The sequence below is a fragment of the Teichococcus deserti genome, from assembly GCF_001982615.1.
Classification (GTDB): domain Bacteria; phylum Pseudomonadota; class Alphaproteobacteria; order Acetobacterales; family Acetobacteraceae; genus Pseudoroseomonas; species Pseudoroseomonas deserti.
On the sequence record NZ_MLCO01000066.1, the window covers coordinates 30,985 to 51,623 of the forward strand.

At 72.2% G+C, this 20,639-nt stretch carries 19 protein-coding genes and 1 pseudogene; 9 read left to right on the plus strand and 11 right to left on the minus strand.

Annotated elements, in window-relative coordinates; genetic code table 11:
- The first annotated feature begins 10 nt into the window (after positions 1 to 10).
- From BKE38_RS08525 to BKE38_RS08535, 3 genes are read left to right on the plus strand one after another with little or no spacing between them, the layout of a single operon-like run.
- Positions 11 to 874 (plus strand): branched-chain amino acid ABC transporter permease, encoded by an 864-nt coding sequence (locus BKE38_RS08525; protein WP_076956898.1) that lies wholly within the window; start codon positions 11 to 13, stop codon positions 872 to 874.
- Entirely contained in the window at positions 874 to 2,679 is a 1,806-nt protein-coding gene (locus tag BKE38_RS08530; protein ID WP_083747391.1) for a branched-chain amino acid ABC transporter ATP-binding protein/permease, read from the plus strand. The genes BKE38_RS08525 and BKE38_RS08530 overlap by 1 nt, the downstream gene beginning before the upstream one ends.
- The gene (locus tag BKE38_RS08535) at positions 2,660 to 3,409 is read left to right on the plus strand and encodes an ABC transporter ATP-binding protein (protein ID WP_207553531.1); all 750 of its coding nucleotides are present in this window, start codon (positions 2,660 to 2,662) and stop codon (positions 3,407 to 3,409) included. Before BKE38_RS08530 ends, BKE38_RS08535 begins: the two co-directional genes overlap by 20 nt.
- Here the strand turns inward: BKE38_RS08535 and BKE38_RS08540 are convergent.
- Positions 3,370 to 4,839 (minus strand): MDR family MFS transporter, encoded by a 1,470-nt coding sequence (locus BKE38_RS08540; RefSeq protein ID WP_207553532.1) that lies wholly within the window; start codon positions 4,837 to 4,839, stop codon positions 3,370 to 3,372. The genes BKE38_RS08535 and BKE38_RS08540 overlap by 40 nt on opposite strands.
- Before the next feature lie 177 nt (positions 4,840 to 5,016).
- On the opposite strand from BKE38_RS08540, the pseudogene BKE38_RS33165 reads away from it, so the two are divergent.
- A pseudogene (locus BKE38_RS33165) lies at positions 5,017 to 5,919 on the plus strand (fatty acid desaturase).
- A gap of 6 nt (positions 5,920 to 5,925) precedes the next feature.
- On the opposite strand, the gene BKE38_RS08550 reads toward BKE38_RS33165, so the two are convergent.
- The 3 genes from BKE38_RS08550 to BKE38_RS08560 form a co-directional block, all read right to left on the minus strand.
- Positions 5,926 to 6,717 (minus strand): tellurite resistance TerB family protein, encoded by a 792-nt coding sequence (locus tag BKE38_RS08550; protein WP_083747395.1) that lies wholly within the window; start codon positions 6,715 to 6,717, stop codon positions 5,926 to 5,928.
- 96 nt (positions 6,718 to 6,813) lie between these two features.
- Entirely contained in the window at positions 6,814 to 8,964 is a 2,151-nt protein-coding gene (locus BKE38_RS08555) for a PBP1A family penicillin-binding protein (RefSeq protein WP_076956900.1), read from the minus strand.
- A gap of 81 nt (positions 8,965 to 9,045) precedes the next feature.
- Complete coding sequence (locus BKE38_RS08560) at positions 9,046 to 9,648, minus strand: 2-hydroxychromene-2-carboxylate isomerase (protein ID WP_076956901.1); 603 nt, start codon at positions 9,646 to 9,648, stop codon at positions 9,046 to 9,048.
- 99 nt (positions 9,649 to 9,747) lie between these two features.
- On the opposite strand from BKE38_RS08560, the gene BKE38_RS08565 reads away from it, so the two are divergent.
- Positions 9,748 to 10,053, plus strand: a complete 306-nt coding sequence (locus BKE38_RS08565) for a putative quinol monooxygenase (protein ID WP_076956902.1) — start codon at positions 9,748 to 9,750, stop codon at positions 10,051 to 10,053.
- A gap of 45 nt (positions 10,054 to 10,098) precedes the next feature.
- On the opposite strand, the gene BKE38_RS08570 is transcribed toward BKE38_RS08565, so the two are convergent.
- Positions 10,099 to 10,518, minus strand: a complete 420-nt coding sequence (locus tag BKE38_RS08570; protein ID WP_076956903.1) for a VOC family protein — start codon at positions 10,516 to 10,518, stop codon at positions 10,099 to 10,101.
- A 159-nt stretch (positions 10,519 to 10,677) separates the two neighbouring features.
- On the opposite strand from BKE38_RS08570, the gene BKE38_RS08575 reads away from it, so the two are divergent.
- Positions 10,678 to 11,550 (plus strand): alpha/beta fold hydrolase, encoded by an 873-nt coding sequence (locus BKE38_RS08575; protein ID WP_076956904.1) that lies wholly within the window; start codon positions 10,678 to 10,680, stop codon positions 11,548 to 11,550.
- Positions 11,551 to 11,586: 36 nt separating this feature from the next.
- Positions 11,587 to 12,165: a DUF4893 domain-containing protein gene (locus BKE38_RS08580; protein WP_076956905.1), complete on the plus strand. Its 579-nt coding sequence runs from the start codon at positions 11,587 to 11,589 to the stop codon at positions 12,163 to 12,165.
- Between the two features lie 113 nt (positions 12,166 to 12,278).
- On the opposite strand, the gene BKE38_RS08585 is transcribed toward BKE38_RS08580, so the two are convergent.
- The gene (locus BKE38_RS08585; RefSeq protein WP_083747396.1) at positions 12,279 to 13,541 is read right to left on the minus strand and encodes a diguanylate cyclase; all 1,263 of its coding nucleotides are present in this window, start codon (positions 13,539 to 13,541) and stop codon (positions 12,279 to 12,281) included.
- Positions 13,542 to 13,929: 388 nt separating this feature from the next.
- On the opposite strand from BKE38_RS08585, the gene BKE38_RS08590 reads away from it, so the two are divergent.
- Entirely contained in the window at positions 13,930 to 14,391 is a 462-nt protein-coding gene (locus BKE38_RS08590; protein WP_076956907.1) for a hypothetical protein, read from the plus strand.
- A complete protein-coding gene (locus BKE38_RS08595; protein ID WP_076956908.1) occupies positions 14,388 to 15,740 on the plus strand; it encodes an FAD-containing oxidoreductase in 1,353 nt (450 codons plus the stop codon). Before BKE38_RS08590 ends, BKE38_RS08595 begins: the two co-directional genes overlap by 4 nt.
- Positions 15,741 to 15,792: 52 nt before the next feature.
- Here BKE38_RS08595 and BKE38_RS08600 read toward each other — a convergent pair whose 3' ends face one another.
- The 5 genes from BKE38_RS08600 to BKE38_RS08620 all read right to left on the minus strand — a co-directional run.
- Positions 15,793 to 17,394: a M20/M25/M40 family metallo-hydrolase gene (locus BKE38_RS08600; protein WP_076956909.1), complete on the minus strand. Its 1,602-nt coding sequence runs from the start codon at positions 17,392 to 17,394 to the stop codon at positions 15,793 to 15,795.
- A 120-nt stretch (positions 17,395 to 17,514) separates the two neighbouring features.
- On the minus strand, positions 17,515 to 17,754 hold the full coding sequence (locus BKE38_RS08605; protein WP_076956910.1) for a zinc-ribbon domain-containing protein: 240 nt from the start codon (positions 17,752 to 17,754) through the stop codon (positions 17,515 to 17,517).
- Positions 17,755 to 17,772: 18 nt separating this feature from the next.
- Complete coding sequence (locus BKE38_RS08610) at positions 17,773 to 18,426, minus strand: OmpA family protein (protein ID WP_076956911.1); 654 nt, start codon at positions 18,424 to 18,426, stop codon at positions 17,773 to 17,775.
- Entirely contained in the window at positions 18,423 to 18,848 is a 426-nt protein-coding gene (locus BKE38_RS08615; protein ID WP_131829520.1) for a hypothetical protein, read from the minus strand. Before BKE38_RS08615 ends, BKE38_RS08610 begins: the two co-directional genes overlap by 4 nt.
- A 209-nt stretch (positions 18,849 to 19,057) precedes the next feature.
- Positions 19,058 to 20,639: methyl-accepting chemotaxis protein (locus tag BKE38_RS08620; RefSeq protein WP_131829521.1), on the minus strand; the 1,582-nt coding region annotated here is incomplete at its 5' end.

Sequence of the window (20,639 nt, forward strand, 5' to 3'; positions counted from 1 at the left end):
GCGCGGGCGCATGCTGGCTTCCATCCTGGCCTCGGGCCTGGCGGTCGGCGCGATCTACGCGCTGATCGGCATCACCTACAACACCATGTTCGCCACCTCCCGGGTGATGAGCTTCACCGCCGGGCAGCTCGGCATGCTGGGCGGCGTCTTCGGCTCGCTCTTCATCCTGCAGTTCCAGCTGCCGGTGCTGCCCGGGCTGGCGCTGACCCTGCTGGCGGCGGCGGCGATCGGCGTGGTCACGGAATTCGTCGCCGTCCGGCCGGTGCTGAAAAGCCTGGACCAGCATCTCTACGTGCTCTCGACGCTGGCGCTGGCCCTGATGATCCAGCAGGTCACCGCCATCGAATGGAGCACCGAGCCCCGCCCCTTCCCGCGCCTGCTGGAGCTCACCACCGCGCATGGGCCCTGGGACCAGAAATACTGGCTGCCGGTGGTCGCCTGCGCGGTGACCATCCTGGGCCTCGAATATCTCTACAAGCGCACGCTGGTCGGCCGCGCCTTCGTCGCCGTGGCCGAGGACAATTTCGCCGCCCGCGCGCTCGGCCTGCCGGAGCGGAATCTCCGCGTCGCCAGCTATGCGCTGGCGGGCGCCATCGGGGCTCTCGCCGGCTTCTCCGGCGGCCAGCTTCTCTTGGCCTTCTTCGCCAACGGGCCGCTGCTGAATTTCTACGGCTTCATCCCCGTCGCGCTCGGCGGGCTGGGCAACAACCGCGGCGCCGTCATCGGCGGGCTGGCGCTGGGGCTGTTCCAGCAGGCGGCCAACTTCACGGTGGGCGGCATCTTCTCCAGCGTGGCGGTCTTCACCCTTTTCATCATCATCCTGCTGGCGGCGCCGCAAGGCCTGTTCGGCGCGGCCCCGCAGCGGAGGGTGTGATGGACAGCGCCAAGCCCGCCACCGTTTTCGAGCCGCCCCTGACCCCACGCGCCGGCCTGCTGCCCCGCGCCGTGCTGCCGTTTCTCGGCATCCTGGCGCTGGCTCTGCTGCTGCCCTTCTCGGGCAACGACTACTGGGCGCTGATCGCGACGCGCGCCGCCATCTACTGGATCCTGATCGCCGGGCTGAACCTGGTGGTGGGCTTCGCCGGACAGCTGGCGATCGGCTATGTCGCGCTGCTGACGCTCGGCGCCTACACCGCCAGCGTGCTGGCCAGCGGCACGGTGACGCCGGAGGTTCCCGCCTTCCTGGCGCTGGCCGCCGCGGCCGGCATCGGCGCCGTCTTCGGCCTGGTGGTCGGCCTGCCGGCGCTCAGGCTGCGCACCTTCTACTTCGCCATGACCACGCTGGGCTTCGCCACCATCGTGACGCAAGTGGCGCTGGCCTGGCAGGACGTGACCGGCGGCGGCATCGGCATCACCGGCCCCGCCATGCCACCCCCCTTCGACACCGCCTGGTCTTTTTTCTACCTGTGCCTCGGGCTGGCGGCTGTCGTGACCTGGATGACGGGCAACATCGCGCGCAGCCGCTTCGGGCGGGGCCTCATCGCCCTGCGCGACGCGGAAGTGGCCGCGGAGGCCAGCGGCATCTCGAAACCCGCTCTGCTGGTCAGCACCTTCCTCTTCGCCGGCGCTTGCGCGGGCTTCGCCGGCGGGCTCTTCGCCGGGCTGCAGACCTATATCACCCCGGACGCCTTCACCTTCGAGCTGTCGCTGCTGTTCTTCATCGCCGTGCTGATCGGCGGCCGCGGCTCGATCCTGGGGCCGATGCTGGGCACCATCCTGCTGACCCTGCTGCCGGAGATCGCCGCACCCCTCGCCGCCTGGTCCACCTTCCTCTACGCCTTCCTGCTGCTGGTCATCGTGCTGGCCATGCCGGGGGGCATCGCATCCCTGCTCGACTTCGCCGGGCGGCGGCCGCTGCCGGCGCATCGCGCCATCCTGCCGCGCGCCGCGGCGCTCGAGGCGCTGCTGCCGGCGCGCCCCGAGGCGGCGCCGCTGAACCTCGCCGGCATCGAGCTGCGCTTCGGCGGCGTGCGCGCCATCGACGGCGTCGATCTCGAGGTCCGGCCCGGCCAGGTGCATGGGCTGATCGGGCCGAACGGCTCGGGCAAGACCACGACGCTCAACGTCATCTGCGGCTATTACGAGCCGCAGCAGGGCCGGATGGCGCTGGGCGCCGCGCCGCTGCCGGCTGGAATGCCGCAGAAGCGGGCCGGGCTCGGCATCGCCCGCACCTTCCAGACGCCGCGCATCATCGGCGAGGCGACGGTGCTGCAGAACGTCATGGTCGGCGGCAGCATCCAGGGTTCGTCCAGTTTCTTCGCGACCCTGCTCGCGCTGCCGAGGCCGCGCGCCGAGGAAAAGACGATCGAGGCCCAGGCGCGGCTTGCCCTGGCCGCGGTCGGGCTGGAAGGCCTGGCGGAAGCCCGCGCCGACCGGCTGCAGCACAGCGAGCTGCGCTTCGTCGAGATCGCCCGCGCGCTGATGCTGCGTCCCGCTTTTCTTCTCCTCGACGAGCCGGCGGCAGGCCTGTCGGCGGAAGAAATCCGCAGGCTCGGCGCGCTGATCCAGGCGGTGGCGCGCCAGGGCACCGGCGTGCTGCTGGTGGAGCACCATGCCGACCTGATCTTCGACATCTGCGACCATGTCACCGTGCTCAACCTGGGCCGCGTGCTGGCCAGCGGGACGCCGGCCGATATCCGCAGCCACAAGGAGGTGGTCAGTGCCTATCTCGGCGCCTGAATCCCTGCTGGTCGTCGACCGGCTCGAGGCCGGCTACGGCAAGATCGGCGTGCTGCATGGCGTCGAGCTGACCATCGCCGAGGGCGAGGTGATCGCGCTGCTCGGCCCCAACGGCGCCGGCAAGACCAGCCTGCTGCGCGCGCTGTCCGGGCTGCTGCCCTGGTCGGGGGGTGGCGCCTCCTTCGCCGGGCGCGACCTGCGCGGCCTCGGGCCACGCGAGGCGGCGCGGCTCGGGCTGGTGCATGTCATCGAGGGGCATCGCGTCTTCACCCAGGTCTCGGTTGCCGACAACCTGCTGCTGGCCGGCTACGACCTGCCGCGGGCCGACCGGATGCGGCGCGTGGAAGAGGCATTTTCCTTCTTTCCCGAGATCGCGGAGAAACGCGCGGAGAAAGGTGGCGCGTTGTCCGGCGGGCAGCAGCAGATGCTGGCCGTGGCGCAGGGGCTGGTGCGGCAGCCGCGGCTGCTGATGCTGGACGAGCCCTCGGCCGGGCTGTCGCCGGTGCTGGTCGACCGGGTTCTGGGCGTGGTGCGCGCCCTGCAGGCCCGCGGCACCGCCGTGCTGCTGGTCGAGCAGCTGATCGAGAAGGCGCTGTCGGTCGCCGACCGCGTCTATGCCCTGGCCCAGGGCCGCATCGTGCTGCAGGCCGGCGCGCGGGAGGCCGATCTGCCGCACCGGCTGGAGCGCGCCTATTTCGGCGCCGATGCCCGGGCGCCGCTCGACGCCTGATGGGGAACCCGCGTCGCCGCCAGCAGGGCGGCGACGGCGATGAGGAAGATGCCCCAGAAGGTCCAGTGCAGCGCGCCGGACAGCGCCGCCGTCACCGCCGGCTCGGCGCGCGCCAGGTCGGGCCGGTCGAGCATCTCGCGGATCCGCTCGAAGGAGACGGCGCTGCCGGCGAGGCCGAGATTCAGCACGCCGCCCAGCACCGTCGCCCCCAGCGTGCTGCCCAGGTTGCGCGAGAAGACGCTGGAGGCGGTGGCGGCGCCCCGCTCCGCCCAGCCGACGCTGCCCTGGATCAGCACGATGGCCGAGGTGGTCAGGAAGCCCATGCCCAGCCCGATCACCAGCGAGCCGCTGCCGGCCAGCAGCGGCGAGCTCGCCGGCGTCAGCAGCAGGAAGGGCACGGCGCCGAGCGGCAGCAGCGCCGCGCCGAACAGCAGGGTGCGGCGCAGGCCGAAGCGCGGGAAGACGCGGCTGGCGACGGTGGCGCCGATCGGCCAGCCCAGCACCATCACCGTCAGCGCGAAGCCGGCGACCAGCGCCGAGCGGCCCATCACGCCCTGCACATACATCGGCAGGAAGGTGGAGAGGCCGATGACGCTCATGCCGCTCAGCAGGGTCGCCAGATTGGCCGTCGCGATCGGCCGCCGCCGCCACAGCGCGAAGGAGATGATCGGGTCGCGCGCCCGCCGCTGCTGGACAGCGAAGGCGGCCGCGGCGGCGGCGAAGACCGCGGCCGCCAGCAGCATCGGCGCCACCGCGCCGTTGCCGAGCTCGGTGACGGCGACCATCAGGGCTGCGATGCCGATGGCGAAGAGGGTGGCGCCGGCGATGTCGACATGGCGCTGGGCAGTGGCCACCCGCTCGTGCAGGAAGGCGACGAAGAGCGCCGCCGAGACCAGGCCGACCGGGATGTTGATCCAGAAGATCCAGGCCCAGCTCATGTGCTGGATGATCAGCCCGCCCGCCAGCGGCCCCACGACCGAGGAAAAACCCCAGACGCTGGCGAGGTAGCCCTGCACCTTGGCGCGCTCGGCGCCCGGGTAGAGGTCGCCGACCACGGTCAGGCAGACCGGCTGGATGGCGCCGGCGCCCACCCCCTGCAGCAGGCGGAAGCCGATCAGCGCCGGGATCGACCAGGCCAGGCCGCAGAGCGCCGAGCCGATCAGGAAGATGCCGATGCCCACCAGCAGGACGGGCTTGCGGCCGAACAGATCGGCGAGCTTGCCGAAGACCATGGTCATGGCCGTCTGGCTCAGCAGGAAACCGGCAAAAACCCAGGAATAGAGATGCAGGTCGCCCAGCTGCGCCGCGATCTGCGGCATGGCGGTCGAGACGATGGTGGCCTCGACGGCGATCATGAACATGGCGGCGCAGACGGCGGCCAGGATGAGGGGGCGCCGCAGGGCAGGCCGCGCCGGCAATGTCTCGGACATTCCAGACCGTTAACGGCTTTCGGGGCGGTGGGGAACCGGGCGGCGCCTTGCTTCTGCGCAATCTTTGCGCGCGATTTGGGCAAACCCGGCGCCGCGCCTGGCAATTGCAATTAATTCAGGCTGGACGCCATCCTGTCCGGCTCGAGAGACTGGGCCAGGACAAGCCAGGAGCCGCGCATGAGCCAAGCCCCGCCCCGCCTGCTTTCCGGCGCCGAGCTGAAGGCGCTGTCGCAGCGCTCCGACCTCTGCGGCACGATCCGCCTGGGCGCGCATCTGGCGCTGATCCTGGGCGCCGGCTGGCTGGTCGCGGCCAGCGGCCCCTGGACGCTGCTGCCGGCCATGCTGCTGCTGGGCGTGGCCCAGGCCGCGCTCTTCGCGCCGATCCACGAGACCATGCATCTGACCGCCTTCGCCAGCCGGCGCGCCAATGCCGTGGTGGGCTGGCTGGCCGCCTGCCCCTCGCTGCTCAACTGGCACTTCTACATGGCTTTCCACCTGGCGCATCACCGCCACACCCAGGATCCGGAGCACGACCCGGAGCTGATCGCCCCGGCGCCCTCCAGCCTGGATGCCTATCTGTGGCGGGTGGCGGCGCTGCCCTACTGGCGCACGCGGCTGCTCAACCTGCGCGACGCCTGGCGCGGCGACCTGTCAGGCCATCCCTATGTCCCGCCGCGGGCTGCGGCGAAGATCATCCGCTCGATGCGATGGATGACGCTGTTCGTCGCCGGCTGCGCCGGCCTGTAGATGCTGCTGGTTGGCTGGTGGGCGCCGCTGGTGTTCTGGATCGGGCCGCAGCTGCTCGGCCAGCCGATGCTGCGGCTCTACCTGCTGACCGAGCACACGCTCTGCACGCATGGCGCCAACGGGCTGACCAACACGCGCACCACCCTGACCAACGCGGCGGTGCGGCTGCTGATGTGGAACATGAGCTACCACACCGAGCACCACCTCTACCCCTCGATCCCCTTCCACCGCCTGCCCGAGGCGCATGGCGCGCTGCGCGACCGGCTGGCGGTGCTGCAGGACGGCTACTGGCGCTGGCATGCCGGCTTCATCCGGCTGCTGCGCCAGCAGTAGCGATCCTCAGGCGGCCTCGATCTGGCGGTCCAGATGGGCGGCCAGGCCGTCCGGCAGCCGCAGCTTGCCGGCCAGCGCCTCCAGCCAGGCGCGCTCCTCGGGCTGGGTGACGTCCACCGCCAGGCGCGAGGCCAGGTAGATCTCCGACGCCTGCTCCGGCGTCGCCGCCAGCGCCGCGATCTCGGAGACGCCGGCATTCCCCGCCAGGGCGTCGAAGACGAAGGCCTTGCCCTCGGCATCCAGCCCCATCTGGCCGACGCGCTCGAAGATCAGCCGGCGCTCCTCCTCGTCGATATGGCCGTCGGCCTTGGCGGCGGCGATCATGGCGCGGATCAGCGACAGCTCGAAGGGCTGGCCGTCGGAGCCGGCCGCCGCGGCGGGCAGGAACTTCTGCGGGACGCGCTCGGCCTCCTGAGGGGCGGCCACCGGCGCCTGGGCCGGCGCCTTGCCCTGCTGCCAGTTCTCATAGGCGCGCGAGGCCAGGGCGCCCAGCATGGCGGCACCACCATGACTCAGCGCGCCGCCGAGCTTTCCCTTCTTCTTGCCGCCGACCAGCAGGCCCAGCAGGCTGCCGGCGGCGCCGCCCATCGCCAGGCTGCCGACGCCGCCCTGGCCGCCGAGGGCGCGCTTCGCTGCCTCCGCCATGCCGCCGCCGGCGGCGCCGGCCGGGTTCAGCCAGGGCGATGCGGCGGGGGATGCCCCGGCGCCGCCGCCCGAGAATTTCTCCAGCGCCGACGCGGCCCCGCCGGGGCCGAGGAAGCGGTCGAGCAGATGCTTGGCATTGATCATGGTCGACATGTCGGAAGCCTCTCGCCCGGCCGCAAGATGGACAGTTTTTCACATGCTGAGTTTTCGGCCTGCTTCTTCAATGCGCGGAACCGGCGCCGCGTTGCGTCAGCGGCCATTCTCCCAGACGCCCAGCCGCTGCCGCCGCGCGGTAGCCTCGGCCCGCTTGAGCTCCGGCGCCGCCTCGGCGGTCGCGCGGCCGCCGCCATTGGACAGCACCAGCTCGGACAGGTCGCGGCCCTCGACGCGGCAGCGCCAGCTGGCATCGGCCTCGGCCCGGCACTGCGCTGACCGCCCGGCGATCCATTGTGCCATCGGCTGCAGGAAGTCGCCCGCCGAGCCGGCGACGCCGGACAGCCGCACCAGGCGTCCCTCGATCACCAGCGTGCCGGTGTCGACCAGGCCGGGCACCCCCTCGATGCGCTCGGCCGGCGTCGCGGCTGCCTCCGGTGGGGCGGTGGCGGCCGAGGGGGCGGCCGTGGTGCGCAGCTTGTCGGCCTCGGCCATGAAGTCGTGCCAGATGGCCGCCGGCAGCCCGCCGCCCGAGACATCGGCCATCGGGCTGTTGTCGTCATTGCCGACCCAGACGCCGACCACGGCATCCGCGGTCATGCCGATGAACCAGGCGTCGCGGCTGTCCTGGGTGGTGCCGGTCTTGCCCGCCACCGGCCGGTCCAGCCGCGCCGCGCGGCCGGTGCCGTCGCGGACGGCGGCCAGCATCATGTCGAGCAGTCCCTGCTGCACCGCCGCCGGCACCGGCGGCGTGGCTTCGCGCGCCGTCGGGCGGGTGTAGAGGGCGCGGTCGCGGGCGCGCACCTCCTGCACCAGCCAGGGCTCCAGCCGCTGGCCGAAGCCGATGCTGCCATAGGCCGCGGTCATCTCCGCCAGTGTCGCGCCGCTGGTGCCCAGCGCCATGCTCGGGTGCAGCCCGATCTCGCCGGTGACGCCCAGGCGATGCGCGATCGCCGCGACCTGGGGGCGGCCGGCGGCCTCCTGCAGCTGCACGGCGACGGTGTTGATGGATTGGGCGAAAGCCTCGCGCAGGGTCACGGAACCGCGGAACCGGCCATTGGCATTGCCCGGCGACCAGTCGCCGATGGTCACCGGCTGGTCCTGCACCACCTGGTCCGGACGGAACCCGGCTTCCAGCGCGGCGGCGTAGACGAACAGCTTGAACAGCGACCCGGGCTGGCGTCGCGCCTGGGTAATGCGGCTGAACTGGCTGGCGGCATAGTCGCGCCCGCCCACCGCCGCCAGCACCGCGCCATCCGGGGCCAGCGCCAGCAGCGCCGCCTGGCCGGCCTTCAGCCGGGCGCCGTCGCGGTCGAGGCGGGTGGCGATGACCCGCTCCGCCAGGTCCTGCAGCTTCGGGTCCAGCGTGGTGCGCACCATCAGGTCGACCGGCGCGGGGCCGACCAGGCGGCGCGCCTCCGCCTCGGCCCAGTCGGCGAAATAGCCGCGGCCGGGCAGCATCTCGGGCGGGGCCTGCAGCGCCACGGGCGCGGCGCGGGCGGCGGCGACGGCCTCGGGCGCGGCGCTGCCGGTCTCCTGCATCGCGCCCAGCACCAGGGACGCGCGGGCCTCGGCGCCCTCGCGGTTGCGGATCGGCGACAGGGCGGAAGGCGCGCGCAGCAGCCCGGCCAGCAGGGCGGCCTCGGCCAGCGAGACCTCGCCGGCGGGCTTGCCGAAGTAGCGCCGCGCAGCCGCATCGGCGCCGACCGCGCCGGCGCCGAAATAGGCGGCGTTCAGGTAGCGGGCGAGGATGTCTTCCTTCGGCAGCTGCCGCTCCAGCCAGACCGACAGCAGCGCCTCCTGCAGCTTGCGGGTCAGGCTGCGCTCCTGGCTCAGCCAGCTCATGCGCGCCAGCTGCTGGGTGATGGTGCTGGCCCCTTCCGGCCGGCGGTCGCCGGTGGCGTTGCGCCAGGCGGCCCGGGCGATGCCGCGCAGGTCGATGCCGCCATGCTCCAGGAAGCGGCGGTCCTCGATGGCGATCACCGCGCTGGCCAGCGGCTGCGGCAGGCTGGCGGCCTGCACCGGGTCACCGCGCAGCGTGCCGCGGGCGGCGAAGCCCACGCCATCGCGCGCCTCCAGCACCAGCGAGGCGGGGGCGCCGGCGGCCACCACCACCGGCGGCACCGGGATGCGCAGCAGCGCCCAGCCCGCGAAGCCCAGCACCATCAGGCCCATCCCGGCGGTCACCGCCAGCAGGGGCCAGGGGCGCAGCACCCGTCGTGCCGCCGCCCTCACGCGCGCCTTCATCGTCACTCGAAAACCATCCCCGCAGCCCGGACTATGGCTGCGTCAACGCTCGGCGCGGCGGGGCGGTTGCGGCGCAGCAGGTCAGCGGGCGAGCGCGGCGTCGAGGAAGTCGAGCCGGTCCTGGCCCCAGAAGATCTCGTCGCCGAGCACATAGCTCGGCGCGCCGAAGACGCCGCGCGAAAGAGCCTCGGCGCTGTCGGCGGCGCGCCGCTCGGCCCAGCGCGGCTCCTCCGCCAGCGCCAGCAGCGACGCCGCATCGAGGCCGAGGCCCGTCGCCAGCTCCGCCAGGACAGACGCCTCGCCGGTGTCGCGCTCCTCCTGCCACAGCGCCTTCAGAATGGCATGTGCGAGCGCCAGCGCCGGCGCCTGGCCCAGCGTCTCGCGCACGGCGATGACCAGCTGCGCCGGCAGCGGCTCGCGCGCCGGGAAGAATGCCGGCTGCAGCTGGATCGGGATGCCCAGCCGGTCACGCCAGCGGCGCAGCTCCATCATCCGGTAGGCCTGGCGCTGCGGCGAGCGCTTCGGCAGCGGCAGCCCGCCGGAGCCGGCGAAGATGGTGCCGAAATCGACCGGGAAGATGCGGATCACCGCGCCGTGGCGCGCCGCCATCTGCTCCAGCCGGGCGGCGCCCAGATGGGTCCAGGGCGAGTTCAGCGAGACATAGTAGTCGATGATCTTCGGCATGGCGTTCCTCCGCGACGGCGCAGTCTGGGCGGCGGGGCGGCTTGGCACAAGCCGGGGCCCGGCCTAGCCTCGGCGGCTCACGGGAAGGACCTCCGCGCCATGATCCATGTCATCGCCATCATCACCGCCAAGCCCGGCCAGCGCGAGGCGGTGCTGCGCGAGTTCCGCGCCAACATGCCCGCCGTGCTGGCGGAAGACGGCTGCATCGAATACGGCCCGGCGGTCGATGCCGAGGGCCTGGGCAATGCGCAGTTCGGCGCCGACAGCTTCGTCGTCGTCGAGAAATGGGCCAGCCCCGAGGCGCTGGCCGCGCATGCCGCCGCACCGCATATGAAGGCCTATGGCGAGCGCACCAGGGAGATGGTGGCGGCCCGCGCCATCCACGTCCTCAAGCCCGCCGCATAGCGTCCACAAGGTTGCCCGGCGCTGTCGGCGCCGGGCGCGCCGCGCTCAGGGCGTGCAATCCTCCGGCGACAGGTTGACCATCCAGGGGATGCCGAAGCGGTCGGTCAGCATGCCGAAGCGCTCGGCCCAGAAGGTCTTCTGCAGCGGCATGGTGATCGTGGCGCCCTCGGACAGGCCGGCGAAGACACGCTCCGCCTCCTCGACCGAGCGCATCATCAGGTTGACCGAGAAGCCCTGCGGCTGCTCGAACCGGCCGGGCGGCGCGTCGGAGCCCATGATGTGCAGGCCGTCCACCTCCAGGCAGGCATGCAGGATCTTGTCTTTCCATGCGACGGGGACCTGCTCCTCCGCCGGGCTGCCGGCATGGCGCATCATCGCCATGACATGCCCTCCCAGCACCTCCTGGTAGCGGGTGAAGGCGGCCTCGCAGTCGCCGTTGAAGAAGAGATACGGGGTGACACGCATGGGGATGCTCCCTGAGCGCCGGGCGGTTGCGGCGCGTCCTAGGTTGATATCAACCTAACGCGGTGCCGCCTAGCCAGGGCCGCGTGACAATCGCGTGGCCTCGACAGCCAGGGCAAAGCGCCGCAGGCTTGGCGCTCCGCGCCTCTGGAGCCGCCGCCGATGTCTCCCTCCCCGTCCCTCGGCCCTGCCCCCCGCCAAAAGGGCTTCCTGCAGCGGCCGGATTGCCGGATCTACTACGAGGTCACCGGCCGGGGCCCGGCGCTGGTCTTCGCGCATGGGCTGGGCGGCAACCACCTGTCCTGGTGGCAGCAGATCGCCGCCTTCTGCGACCGCTACAGCTGCATCAGCTTCAGCCATCGCGGCTTCTTCCCCTCCGACGCGCCGGCAGGCGGGCCGGACCCGGCGGATTACGCCGGCGACCTGACGGCGCTGCTGGCGCATCTGGGCGTCGAGGATGTCTGCATCATCGGCCAATCGATGGGCGGCTGGACCGCGCTGGACCATGCCCTGGCACATGCCCGCAGTGGCGGCGCCCGGCTGCGCGCCATGGTGCTGGCGGCGACCAGCGGCCCGGTCGATCCGGCGCAGAGCGAGGCCGCCGAGGCCTTCGCCGCCTGGCAGGCCGGCGCCGCCCCGGCCCTGGCCGCGGGCCGCGCCAAGGGTGTGCACCCGGCGCTCGGCACCCGCGGCGCGGCAGAGCAGCCGGCGGCGCATTTCCTCTACCGCGCCATCGACGAGCTCAGCGCCACGCTGGACAAGGAGGCGCTGCGCGGCCGGCTGATGCGCGGCCGCACGCTGCCCGCCAGCGCGCTGGCCGGGCTCGCCGTGCCGACGCTGTGGCTGACCGGCGCCGAGGACATCGTCTTTCCCTCCCCGGTCGCGCCGGCGCTGGCCGCCGCCATGCCGGTGGCGCGGCATGTCGAATTCGCCGAGACCGGCCACTCTGCCTATTTCGAGCGCCCCAGCGCCTTCAACGCGGCCCTGGACGACTTCCTGCAGGACTTCTTCCCCGGGCGGGACGCGCAGGCGTGACCGAACAGCCTGCCCGCGCCTGCTAGGCTGGTTCCGATGAAAACCTTCTTCCTGATCTCCGCTCTGGCTTCGGCTCTGGCCGCCGCGCCGGCGCTGGCCGATGGCCGCTTCCCCAACGGGCTGACGCCGATCGACCAGGCCCGCCTCGCCCGCTTCGAGACCTCGCGCCAGGCCGCCATCGGCATCGCCCGCAGCGGTGGCGATGCCGGCGACGTCGCCGTGCTGGACCAGGTGCTGCAGGGTGAGGCCACGGCGCAGCCCCCGGCGGCGCTCGCCGGCGACTGGCGCTGCCGGCTGATCAAGCTGGGCGGCATCCTGCCGCTGACCCTCTATGGCGACTTCCGCTGCCGCATCACCGACGATGCGGCAGGCCTGCGGATCCAGAAGGTCTCCGGCTCGCAGCGGCTGGCGGGGACGCTGTTCGACACCGGCAGCGCCCGGCTGGGCTATGCCGGGGCGGGGGTCGCGGGCGCCGGCCAGCCGCCGCGCTACGGCGCCGAGCAGGAGAGCAACCAGGTCGGCTACCTGGTGCCGCTCGGCCCGCAGCGGCTGCGGCTGGAGATGCCGGCGCCGGCGCGGGAATCCGATTTCGACATCCTGGAACTGCGGCGCTAGAGCAAGATGGCTCGAGGCGGGATCGCCGAGACCCGTCATCCCGCGATCGACCAGGGGGCTCGAGCGGACTGCCTGCCTCCTTCCGCAGGCAATCCGCGCGATCGACCAGGGCCTCAGCTGGCGCGCCGCGCCAGGTCGGCCGCCACCTCGGCGCGGCGCAGCCCGGTCTCGGCGGGGCGCAGCGCGGCCTGGGCGGCGGCCAGCTGGCTGGCCATCCAGGCACGGTTGCGGCCTGCGGCCTTGGCGGCGTAGAGCGCGTGGTCGGCGGCCGCCACCAGGGCCTCGCCCTTGCCCGAGAGCAGCGCCGGCGGCAGGGCGGCGGTGCCGATGCTGACGGTCACCTTCCCCTGCGGACTGCCGGCATGCGGCAGGGCGAGTTCCCGCATCCGGGCATGGATCAGCTCGGCGACCACCATGGCGCCTTCCTCCTCGGCCCGCGGCAGCAGCACGGCGAATTCCTCGCCGCCATAGCGCACGGCGACGTCGCCGGGCCGGCGCGCCGCGCCATGGATGGCGCCGGCGATGGCGCGCAGGCAATCGTCACCCGCCTGATGGCCGTAGACGTCGTTGAAGGCCTTGAAGTGGTCGACGTCGATCATCAGCAGCGCCAGCGGCATGTCGTCGCGCTGGCCGAGCTCGGTCTCGCGCGCCAGCGCCAGGTCGAACTGCCGCCGGTTGCCGATGCCGGTCAGGCCGTCGAGCAGCGTCAGCTCGCGCAGCCGGGAGACCGAGCGGTGCTGCGCCCGCTCCTTGGCCAGGGCCAGGAACATGAAGGCCATGCCGAGGGTGTGCAGCAGCGCCTCCAGCATCATCAGCAGCATGACCTCGCGCTCGGTCAGCCAGACCGTCTCGGTCATCAGCAGCAGGCCGAGGGCGCGGCCCAGGTAGAAGGCGGCATGCAGCGCCAGCAGCAGGATGGCGCCGTGGCGGCTGCGGCCGGGCATGGGGTCGAGGCGCGACAGCTCCCAGGCGGTGGCCAGGGTGTAGGTGGCGCCGGTGACGCAGGCCAGGAAGAGCAGCGCCTGCGGGCTGCCGGGCCCGAGCAGCAGCGAGGCCGCCAGCCACAGCCCCGGCCCGGCGGCGATCAGGGCGAAGAGCGGCGGCCGCCCGCCGAACAGCCGCGCCGCCGTCCAGGCGCAGGCGGTGCCGGCCAGGATGGTGACGTTGCCCGCGCGATGGGCGGTCTCGCCCAGCGCAGCCTCGACTGCGAGAAGCGTGATTCCAGCGGCGCCCAGCAGCATGGCCAGGCCCCAGAGTGCCATGGAGGCGGAGTCGTTGTCCCTTCCGCGCGCCGCCACCAGCACAAGGCCGGAGAAGGCGATGACAATCGCGGTGACGATGAACAAAGTCGGCGGATGCAGCGCGGCGAGTATCATCAAATAATCTCAAACACCCTCGAGGGTGGCAGCCGCCCATCCCCCACGCGGCGGAGAGATAAGGATTGCCTCTGCCGCGGTGCGGAATTGCCCCGAGCATAAGCGTAACCTGATGAATCGCGCGAAGGCTGCGCCGCTTCACTAAACAAGCTGGTGAGGGATCGGCCCGCAAACGCAACTTCCAGGCCGGTTTCCGTCTCCTGATCCTGCTCCCGGACGGCTTTCATCCGGCGTAAGTGATTGCGATAAATGAAAACATGCAGCCTCGTCCCGATGGCGCGCCGGGCGCCCGGATCAACCCGCGCGCGAAAAGTTGAAACGAAACCGAATCGGTGTTGCGGCGGCGGCGGGCCGGGCGGAAGCTCGCCGAACGTCGCCGGAGGCTGCCATGACCCCTCTCCTGCTTGCCCTGCTCGCCGGCTGCATCGCCGGTCTGCGCAGCATCATGCCCCTGGCAGCGCTGGCGCTGGCGGCCCTGGCCGGCTGGCTGGCGCTGACCGGCTGGACCGCCTGGCTCGCCGCCGCGCCGGTGGCCTGGCTGCTGGCGGCGCTGGCGCTGGGCGAGCTGGTCACCGACAAGCTGCCCTCCACCCCCAGCCGCAAGGTGCCGCTGCAATTCGGCGGCCGGCTGCTGTCGGGGGCGCTGTGCGGCATGATGCTCGGAATGCCGGCGGGGGTGCCGGGCATGGGGGCGATGCTGGGCGCCGCCGGGGCGGTGATCGGCACGCTGGGCAGCGCCGCGGCGCGTGGTCGGCTGGCGGCGCGGCTGCGGCACGACTGGCCAGCGGCCTTGATCGAGGACGCCGCCGCGCTGATCCTCACCCTCCTGCTGGTGGGACGTCTCGCATGACCGCTTTCGACTCCATCGTGGTGGGAGCCGGCCAGGCCGGGCCCTCGCTCGCCGTGCGCCTGGCCGAGGCCGGGAAGAAGGTCGCGCTGGTGGAGCGCAGCCTGCTGGGCGGCACCTGCGTCAACCGCGGCTGCATGCCGACCAAGGCGCTGGTGGCCAGCGCCCGCGCCGCCCATGTGGCGCGCCGCGCAGCAGACTGGGGCATCGCCGTCGGCGGCCCCGTCACCGCCGAGATGCCGCGCATCACCGCCCGTGCGCAGAAGGTGGCCAGCGACGCCCGCGGCAACCTGCAGCGCTGGCTGGAGGGCGTCGAAGGTGTGGCGCTGGTGCAGGGCCATGCCCGCTTCACCGCCCCCTTCACGCTGCAGGTCGGCCAGGAGGTGCTGACCGCGCCGCAAATTTTTTTGAATGTCGGCGCGCGGGCGGTGGTGCCGGACGGGTTCGAGGGCGTGCCCTTCCTGACCAGCAGCAGCATCCTGCAGATCACCCATCTGCCGCGGCATCTGGTGATTCTGGGGGGCAGCTATATCGGGCTGGAATTCGCCCAGGCCTATCGCCGCTTCGGGTCCGCGGTCACCGTGCTGGAGCGCGGGCCGAAGCTGTTGCCGCGCGAGGATGCCGACATCTCCGACGAGATTCGTTCCATCCTGGAAGCCGAGGGGATCTCTGTTCGCTGTGGGGTCGGCGATGTTGCGGCCTCGGCGGATGCGGGCGGCGTCACCCTGGGCTTCGGCGAGGGGCAGAGCGTCAGCGGGTCCGACCTGCTGATCGCGGTAGGGCGGCGGCCGAACACGGATGAGCTGGGCCTGGCCATGGCGGGGATCGCGGTGGATCCGCGCGGCTTCATCACCGTCGACGAGCGGCTGCAGACCAATGTTCCCGGCGTCTATGCGCTGGGCGACTGCAACGGGCGCGGCGCCTTCACCCACACCGCCTACAATGATTTCGAGATCGTCGCGGCGAACCTGCTGGATGGCGAGGACCGGCGGGTCAGCGAACGGGTGTCCGGCTATGCGCTCTATATCGATCCGCCTCTGGGGCGGGTGGGCATGACCGAGGCGGCAGCGCGGGGCAGCGGCCTCGATGTACAGGTCTCGACGCGGCCGATGTCACGCGTCGGCCGCGCTGTCGAGAAGGGCGAGACCGCCGGCTTCATGAAAGTGGTGGCCGAGCGCGACACGGGCCGCATCCTGGGGGCCGCCATCCTGGGCGTGGAGGGCGACGAGGCGATCCACGGGTTGCTGGACGCGATGCATGCCGGGGTGCCGCAGCAGGTGCTGCGCTGGGCCGTGCCGATCCACCCGACGGTGTCCGAGCTGATCCCGACCCTGCTGCAGGGCCTGCGCTGACCCTGCAGCCCCGGATGACGGTGGCGCGGCGCCGACTTCGCCGCGCCCGCCGTCAACGAATCTCCTCGCCGCCGCCGTGGCCGTGCCGCGCGGTCGGAATGCACCACTCTTCCCCGCGCTCGGTGCGGATGTATTCCGGCCAGCGCAGATCGGTCGGAGGGTCGAAATCCGCCGGCAGCAGCGGTGCGACCCATTTCGCAGCGCCGACGCCGCCGCCAGTGCGCTCGCGGAACTCCGCCTGCGCCGCCTCGAGGGTTTCCGGACGGGTCGCCAGGTCGACATAGGTGAGCGCCATGGTGCGGGCCGCGACGAACATGCCCGGATCGACCGCCGCCGGCAGCCCGCCCAGCGCGTTGTAGGCCCAGCTCGGATAGTCGTGGCCGCCCTGCGGCGCGCGCATCCGCGGCCGGCCCGCCAGCAGCCGGACCGTCGGCGCGTGCCAGGAATAATCGACATAGTCGTCGGCGCTCAGATGCTGCTGCCAGGGCGGCAGCGCATGGCGCAGCGTCGCCTCGAACTCCGCCGGCGGCATCAGGCGGGAGACATTGGCGATGAAAGGATCCTCCATCGGCGTGAGGCCGAGATTCTTCTGGATCTCGCGGCCGAATGCCTTGGCGTCCTCGCCATAGACCGGCGCGCCGACCTCCTGCAGATTGGCCCAGGTCAGCGCGGTCAGCGCCATGTTGGGCAGGCCGACGCGGGTCTTGGTCACCCAGCGGACGAAGGCGCGGCAGCCGCTGACCGCCGCGGCATGGCGGGCATTCTGCGCCAGCACCCGCCAGATCTGCTCCTGGATGGCGAGCGACGAGGCGCGCCAGGAATACTGGATCTGGCTGAAGCGCGGCGCCAGGTTGTCCGAGGTCGCGCCGCCATCGCCCAGGATGAACTCGTTCAGCGTCCAGGAGCCGCTATGGGGGAACATTGCCTCCTTGGTGTATTTCGTCGTCGTGTACATCAGGCACATGGCGTCATTGGCGCCGGGGGCGCGGGCGACGGCATGGCTCATGTCGATCGGCATCAGCGACTTGTCGACCCAGCGCTCCGGCGCCTCGGCCTCGAAGCTGATGACGGCGCTCCAATAGGCGCCGAAATGGGTTTCCGCCGTCACCGTGTTGGCCGGCCAGGGATGCCAGCAGACCACGGCGTCCAGATCGTCGAAATAGCCCTTGGCGGCATGGATCGGCTTGGAGCCGCAGACCTTCTCGGCCGGCTCCCCGAACAGCTTCAGCCGCGCCTTCACCCCATGCTGCCGGAAGGCCGCGCGGGTCGCCAGCATCGCCGCCAGCGAGGCCGTGCCCAGCATCGAATGCGGATCGGTATGGCCGGCGGCATAGGGGTGCAGCCCCTCCCGCGGCGCCGCATAGGGCACCACCTGCTGCGAATTGCCCGGCACCGCGTCGTATTCGGAGAAGCCGGCCAGCACCGGGCCTTCATCGCCCCAGCGGGCGCAGAAGGCGGTGGGCATCGCGCCCGAGCCGAGCTCGACCTCGAAGCCTTCTTCCTCCAGGATGTCCGCATAGGCGGCGACCGACTTGTATTCGCGCCAGGCGGGCTCGGCGAAGGACCAGATGCGCGCGTTGAAGGCCGAGAGCCGTGCCTGGTTGGCGTCCAGCCAGGCCTGCGCGCTGGCGCGGATGGCGGCGGTGTCGGTCATGCGGTGTCCCCCTGCTGCCCGCCGATGGTGGACCTGGGGAGAGGCCGCGGCAAGCCGGCCCCTGGTGAAAGACCCAGGCGCCGACACAGGAAAAGACGTTGCGCTATCGCGTGGCGATATCTAGCGGTTGACCAGGATCAGCGTGATCAGCACCGCGGCGATGCCTCCGAAGAAGACGATGGCGATGACGATGTTCTCCAGCGCCGAGACCGACAGCCAGGTGCCGGCGACGCGCCCGACGACATGGGCCACGCCGCCGCGCGGCGCCCCGTCGCCAGCAATGGGATAGCCGCAGGACGGGCAGGCCAGCGCCTTGTCGGAGACGCGGTGGCTGCATTCCGGACAGGTCATCAGGGCCATCGGGGCCTCCTTTCGTGCTTATCCCGGCGGTGCAGGGTGAATGATGAACTCCACCCGCCGGTTGCGCTGCCGCCCTTGCGGGTCGTCGCGGCCATCGGCCTGCTCGTTCGGCGCAACCGGGCGGCTTTCGCCGTAGCCGATGGTGCGCAGCCGCGACGGCGCCACGCCCTGGCGCTGCAGCCAGAGCTGCACCGAGGCGGCGCGCCGCTCCGACAGCGCCTGGTTGTAGTCGTCGCTGCCGCGGGAATCGGTATGCCCCTGGATCTCCACCGGCGACCGCGCATAGGCGCGCAGCACCTCGGTCAGCCGCGCCAGCTCGGGGCGGGCATCGGCGCGGATCTCGGCGCGGTCGAAATCGAACAGGACGTCGCCGGGCAGCGAGATGCGGATCGAATCCCCGGATTTCTCCGCGCGCAGGGCGGTCAGCAGCTGCTCGGTGCGCGGGCGCAGCCGGCTGTCCACCTCGCGCAGGCGGAAGCTGGAAGCCGCCGGCGCCGGCGCCAGCCGGCTGTCCGCGGCGCGCGGGGCGAAGCGGGTCTCCGGCATGGCATAGGGCCGCCAGACCGGCGCCGGCAGCGTGGCCGGGCGCAGGGTGCTCGGCCGTTCCGCCAGAGGCTGCGCCACGGCGACCGCCGGCAGCAGCAGCAGGGCGGCAACCCGGAAGACCGTCACGGCGCGGCGGGCAGCGGGATCCGCAGCGACAGGCCGGGCGCCGAGATGTCGCTGGCATCCTGGCCCTCGTTGAAGTCCAGCGTCACCTCGCGCGTCTCCGGCGGCAGGAAGCCGGGGAAGACCAGCTGGCCTTCCATGCTCTCGCCGTTGCGGATGCGCAGGTCGCGGTTCTCCGAAGGCTGGCGCAGCGCCAGGCGCTGGTCCTCGCCGTAGCGCAGGAAGGTGGGCTCGTTGGCCAGCATCACCGAATTGGTCGCGCGGCTGTCGAAAGAGGCGATGACCGTGACCACCACCGCATCCTCGCCGCGCTCCAGCGACTTGGCGACGATGGTGACGCCGAGCGGAATGTTGGCCTGGGCGCGCACCGGCACCGCGGCCGGGGCCGCCGCCGGCGCCGGCGTCAACGTTGGCGGCTGGGCCATCACCGGAGGTCCAGACAAGAGGCCGCACAGGGCCAGCGCCGTCCCGAGGACGATCGGTCGTGTCACTGCATTCTCTCCCATCGCCGCGGCGGGCGCGGCCGTATGGTCAACAGAAAGCAGCGTCGCGGGCGACTGGCCAGGGGCCCCGCCCGGCATCTCGCGCGCTTGTCATGCCGGCGGACCGGTCACGCGGGAATGTGACGGCGGCCCTATCCGGCGCGGCGGCCGGCGACATCCTCGACGGCGCCGCGGGTGTCGGCGGCCAGGCGCGAGAGGTCGATCATGGTCACCGTGATCTCCTCGGCGGCGGTGGCGTTGGACTGGCCGATGCGGGTCAGCACGGCGACGCGCTCGTTGATCTGGCCGACCATGGCCTGCTGCTGCTCCATGGCGATGGCGGTGGCGCCCGACAGCCGCGTGCTCTCGTCGACCAGCCGCTCGAGCTCGTCCATCGCCGCGCCGACCGCGGCCGCGGTGCCGCTGCCCTGGCGCGAGCGGCGGCCGGCCAGCAGCACCACCTCGGAAATCTCCTGCGCCAGCCCCTCGCTGCTGACGGCGAGCTGGCGCACTTCTTCCGCGACCACGGCCAGGCCGCGGCCATGCTCGCCGGCGCGCGCCGCCTCGATCGCCGCGTTGATCGCCAGGATATTCGTCTGCGTCGCCAGCTTGCCGATGGTGCCGGCGATGCGGGTGACGCGCTCGGTGTCGTCGCTGACGGCGTCGACCAGCATGATCAGGTTCTGCACCTTCTCCAGGCTTTCGCCCAGCAGCGCCTTGGCGCGCTCCATCCGGTCATGGCTGTCCTGGATCGCGCCATTGACCTCGCCGATGGCGCCCGTGCTCTGCGACAGGGCTTCCGCCACCTGCTGCAGCTCGCCCAGCTGGGTCATGCTGCCCTCGGAGACCTGGCCGATGGCGCCCGAGGCCTGCTCGGTGGAGACGGCGGTGCGCCGCGCCCCTTCCAGCGCCTGCTCGACCAGCCGCATGGTGCCCTGCAGGTTCTCCCGGAAGACCAGCACGGCGCGGGCCATCTCGCCCACCTGGTCGGCGCGGGTGGCCTCGGGCACCGGCGTCCCGACCTCGCCGCGGGCCAGCCGCTCCATGGCGGCGGCGACGCGGCCGAGCGGGCGCGCGGTCAGGCGCACCAGCACCAGCCAGGTCAGGCCGAGCCCGGCCAGGCCGAAGACGAAGCCGCCCAGCGTCATGCGCTGCGACCAGGCCGAGACCTGGATCGCGCGGGCCAGGTTGCGGTCGGCATCCAGATGGCCGATGCGCCGCGCCTCGGCCGCCAGCCGGTCGAGCGGCACCGAATGGTCGATCCAGGCGGCGTGCAGGGTGGTGAAGCGGTCGCGCTCATTCGCCCGCAGCGCGTCATGCACCTGGCGGGCGAAATCCGGCAGGCCCTGCATGACGTCGCGGGCGCCGCCCAGCAGCAGCGGATCGACCCGCGCGCCATAGACGGCGACCAGCCGGCCATAGGCCTGGGTGGCGATCTCGCTGTTGCGCAGGATGCGGCGGGCGATGGTGGACGGCGGGTCGACGCCGGCGACGGCGCTGGCGAAGGCCCCGCCCATGCGGGCGACGACGGTGGCGAATTCATCCACCGCGTCGGTCGCCGCCCGGTCGGACACGGCCAGGTCGTTGATGATCTCGTCCTGCAGCCGGTCGATCAGCAGGGCGCCACCGGCCAGCACCGCCAGCACGGTGAACATCAGCGCGACGATGGCCATGGCGCGGGTGCGGATGCGCCCGGTCCAGCCGCGCAGCCCGGCCAGGCGGCCGCGCGTAGCC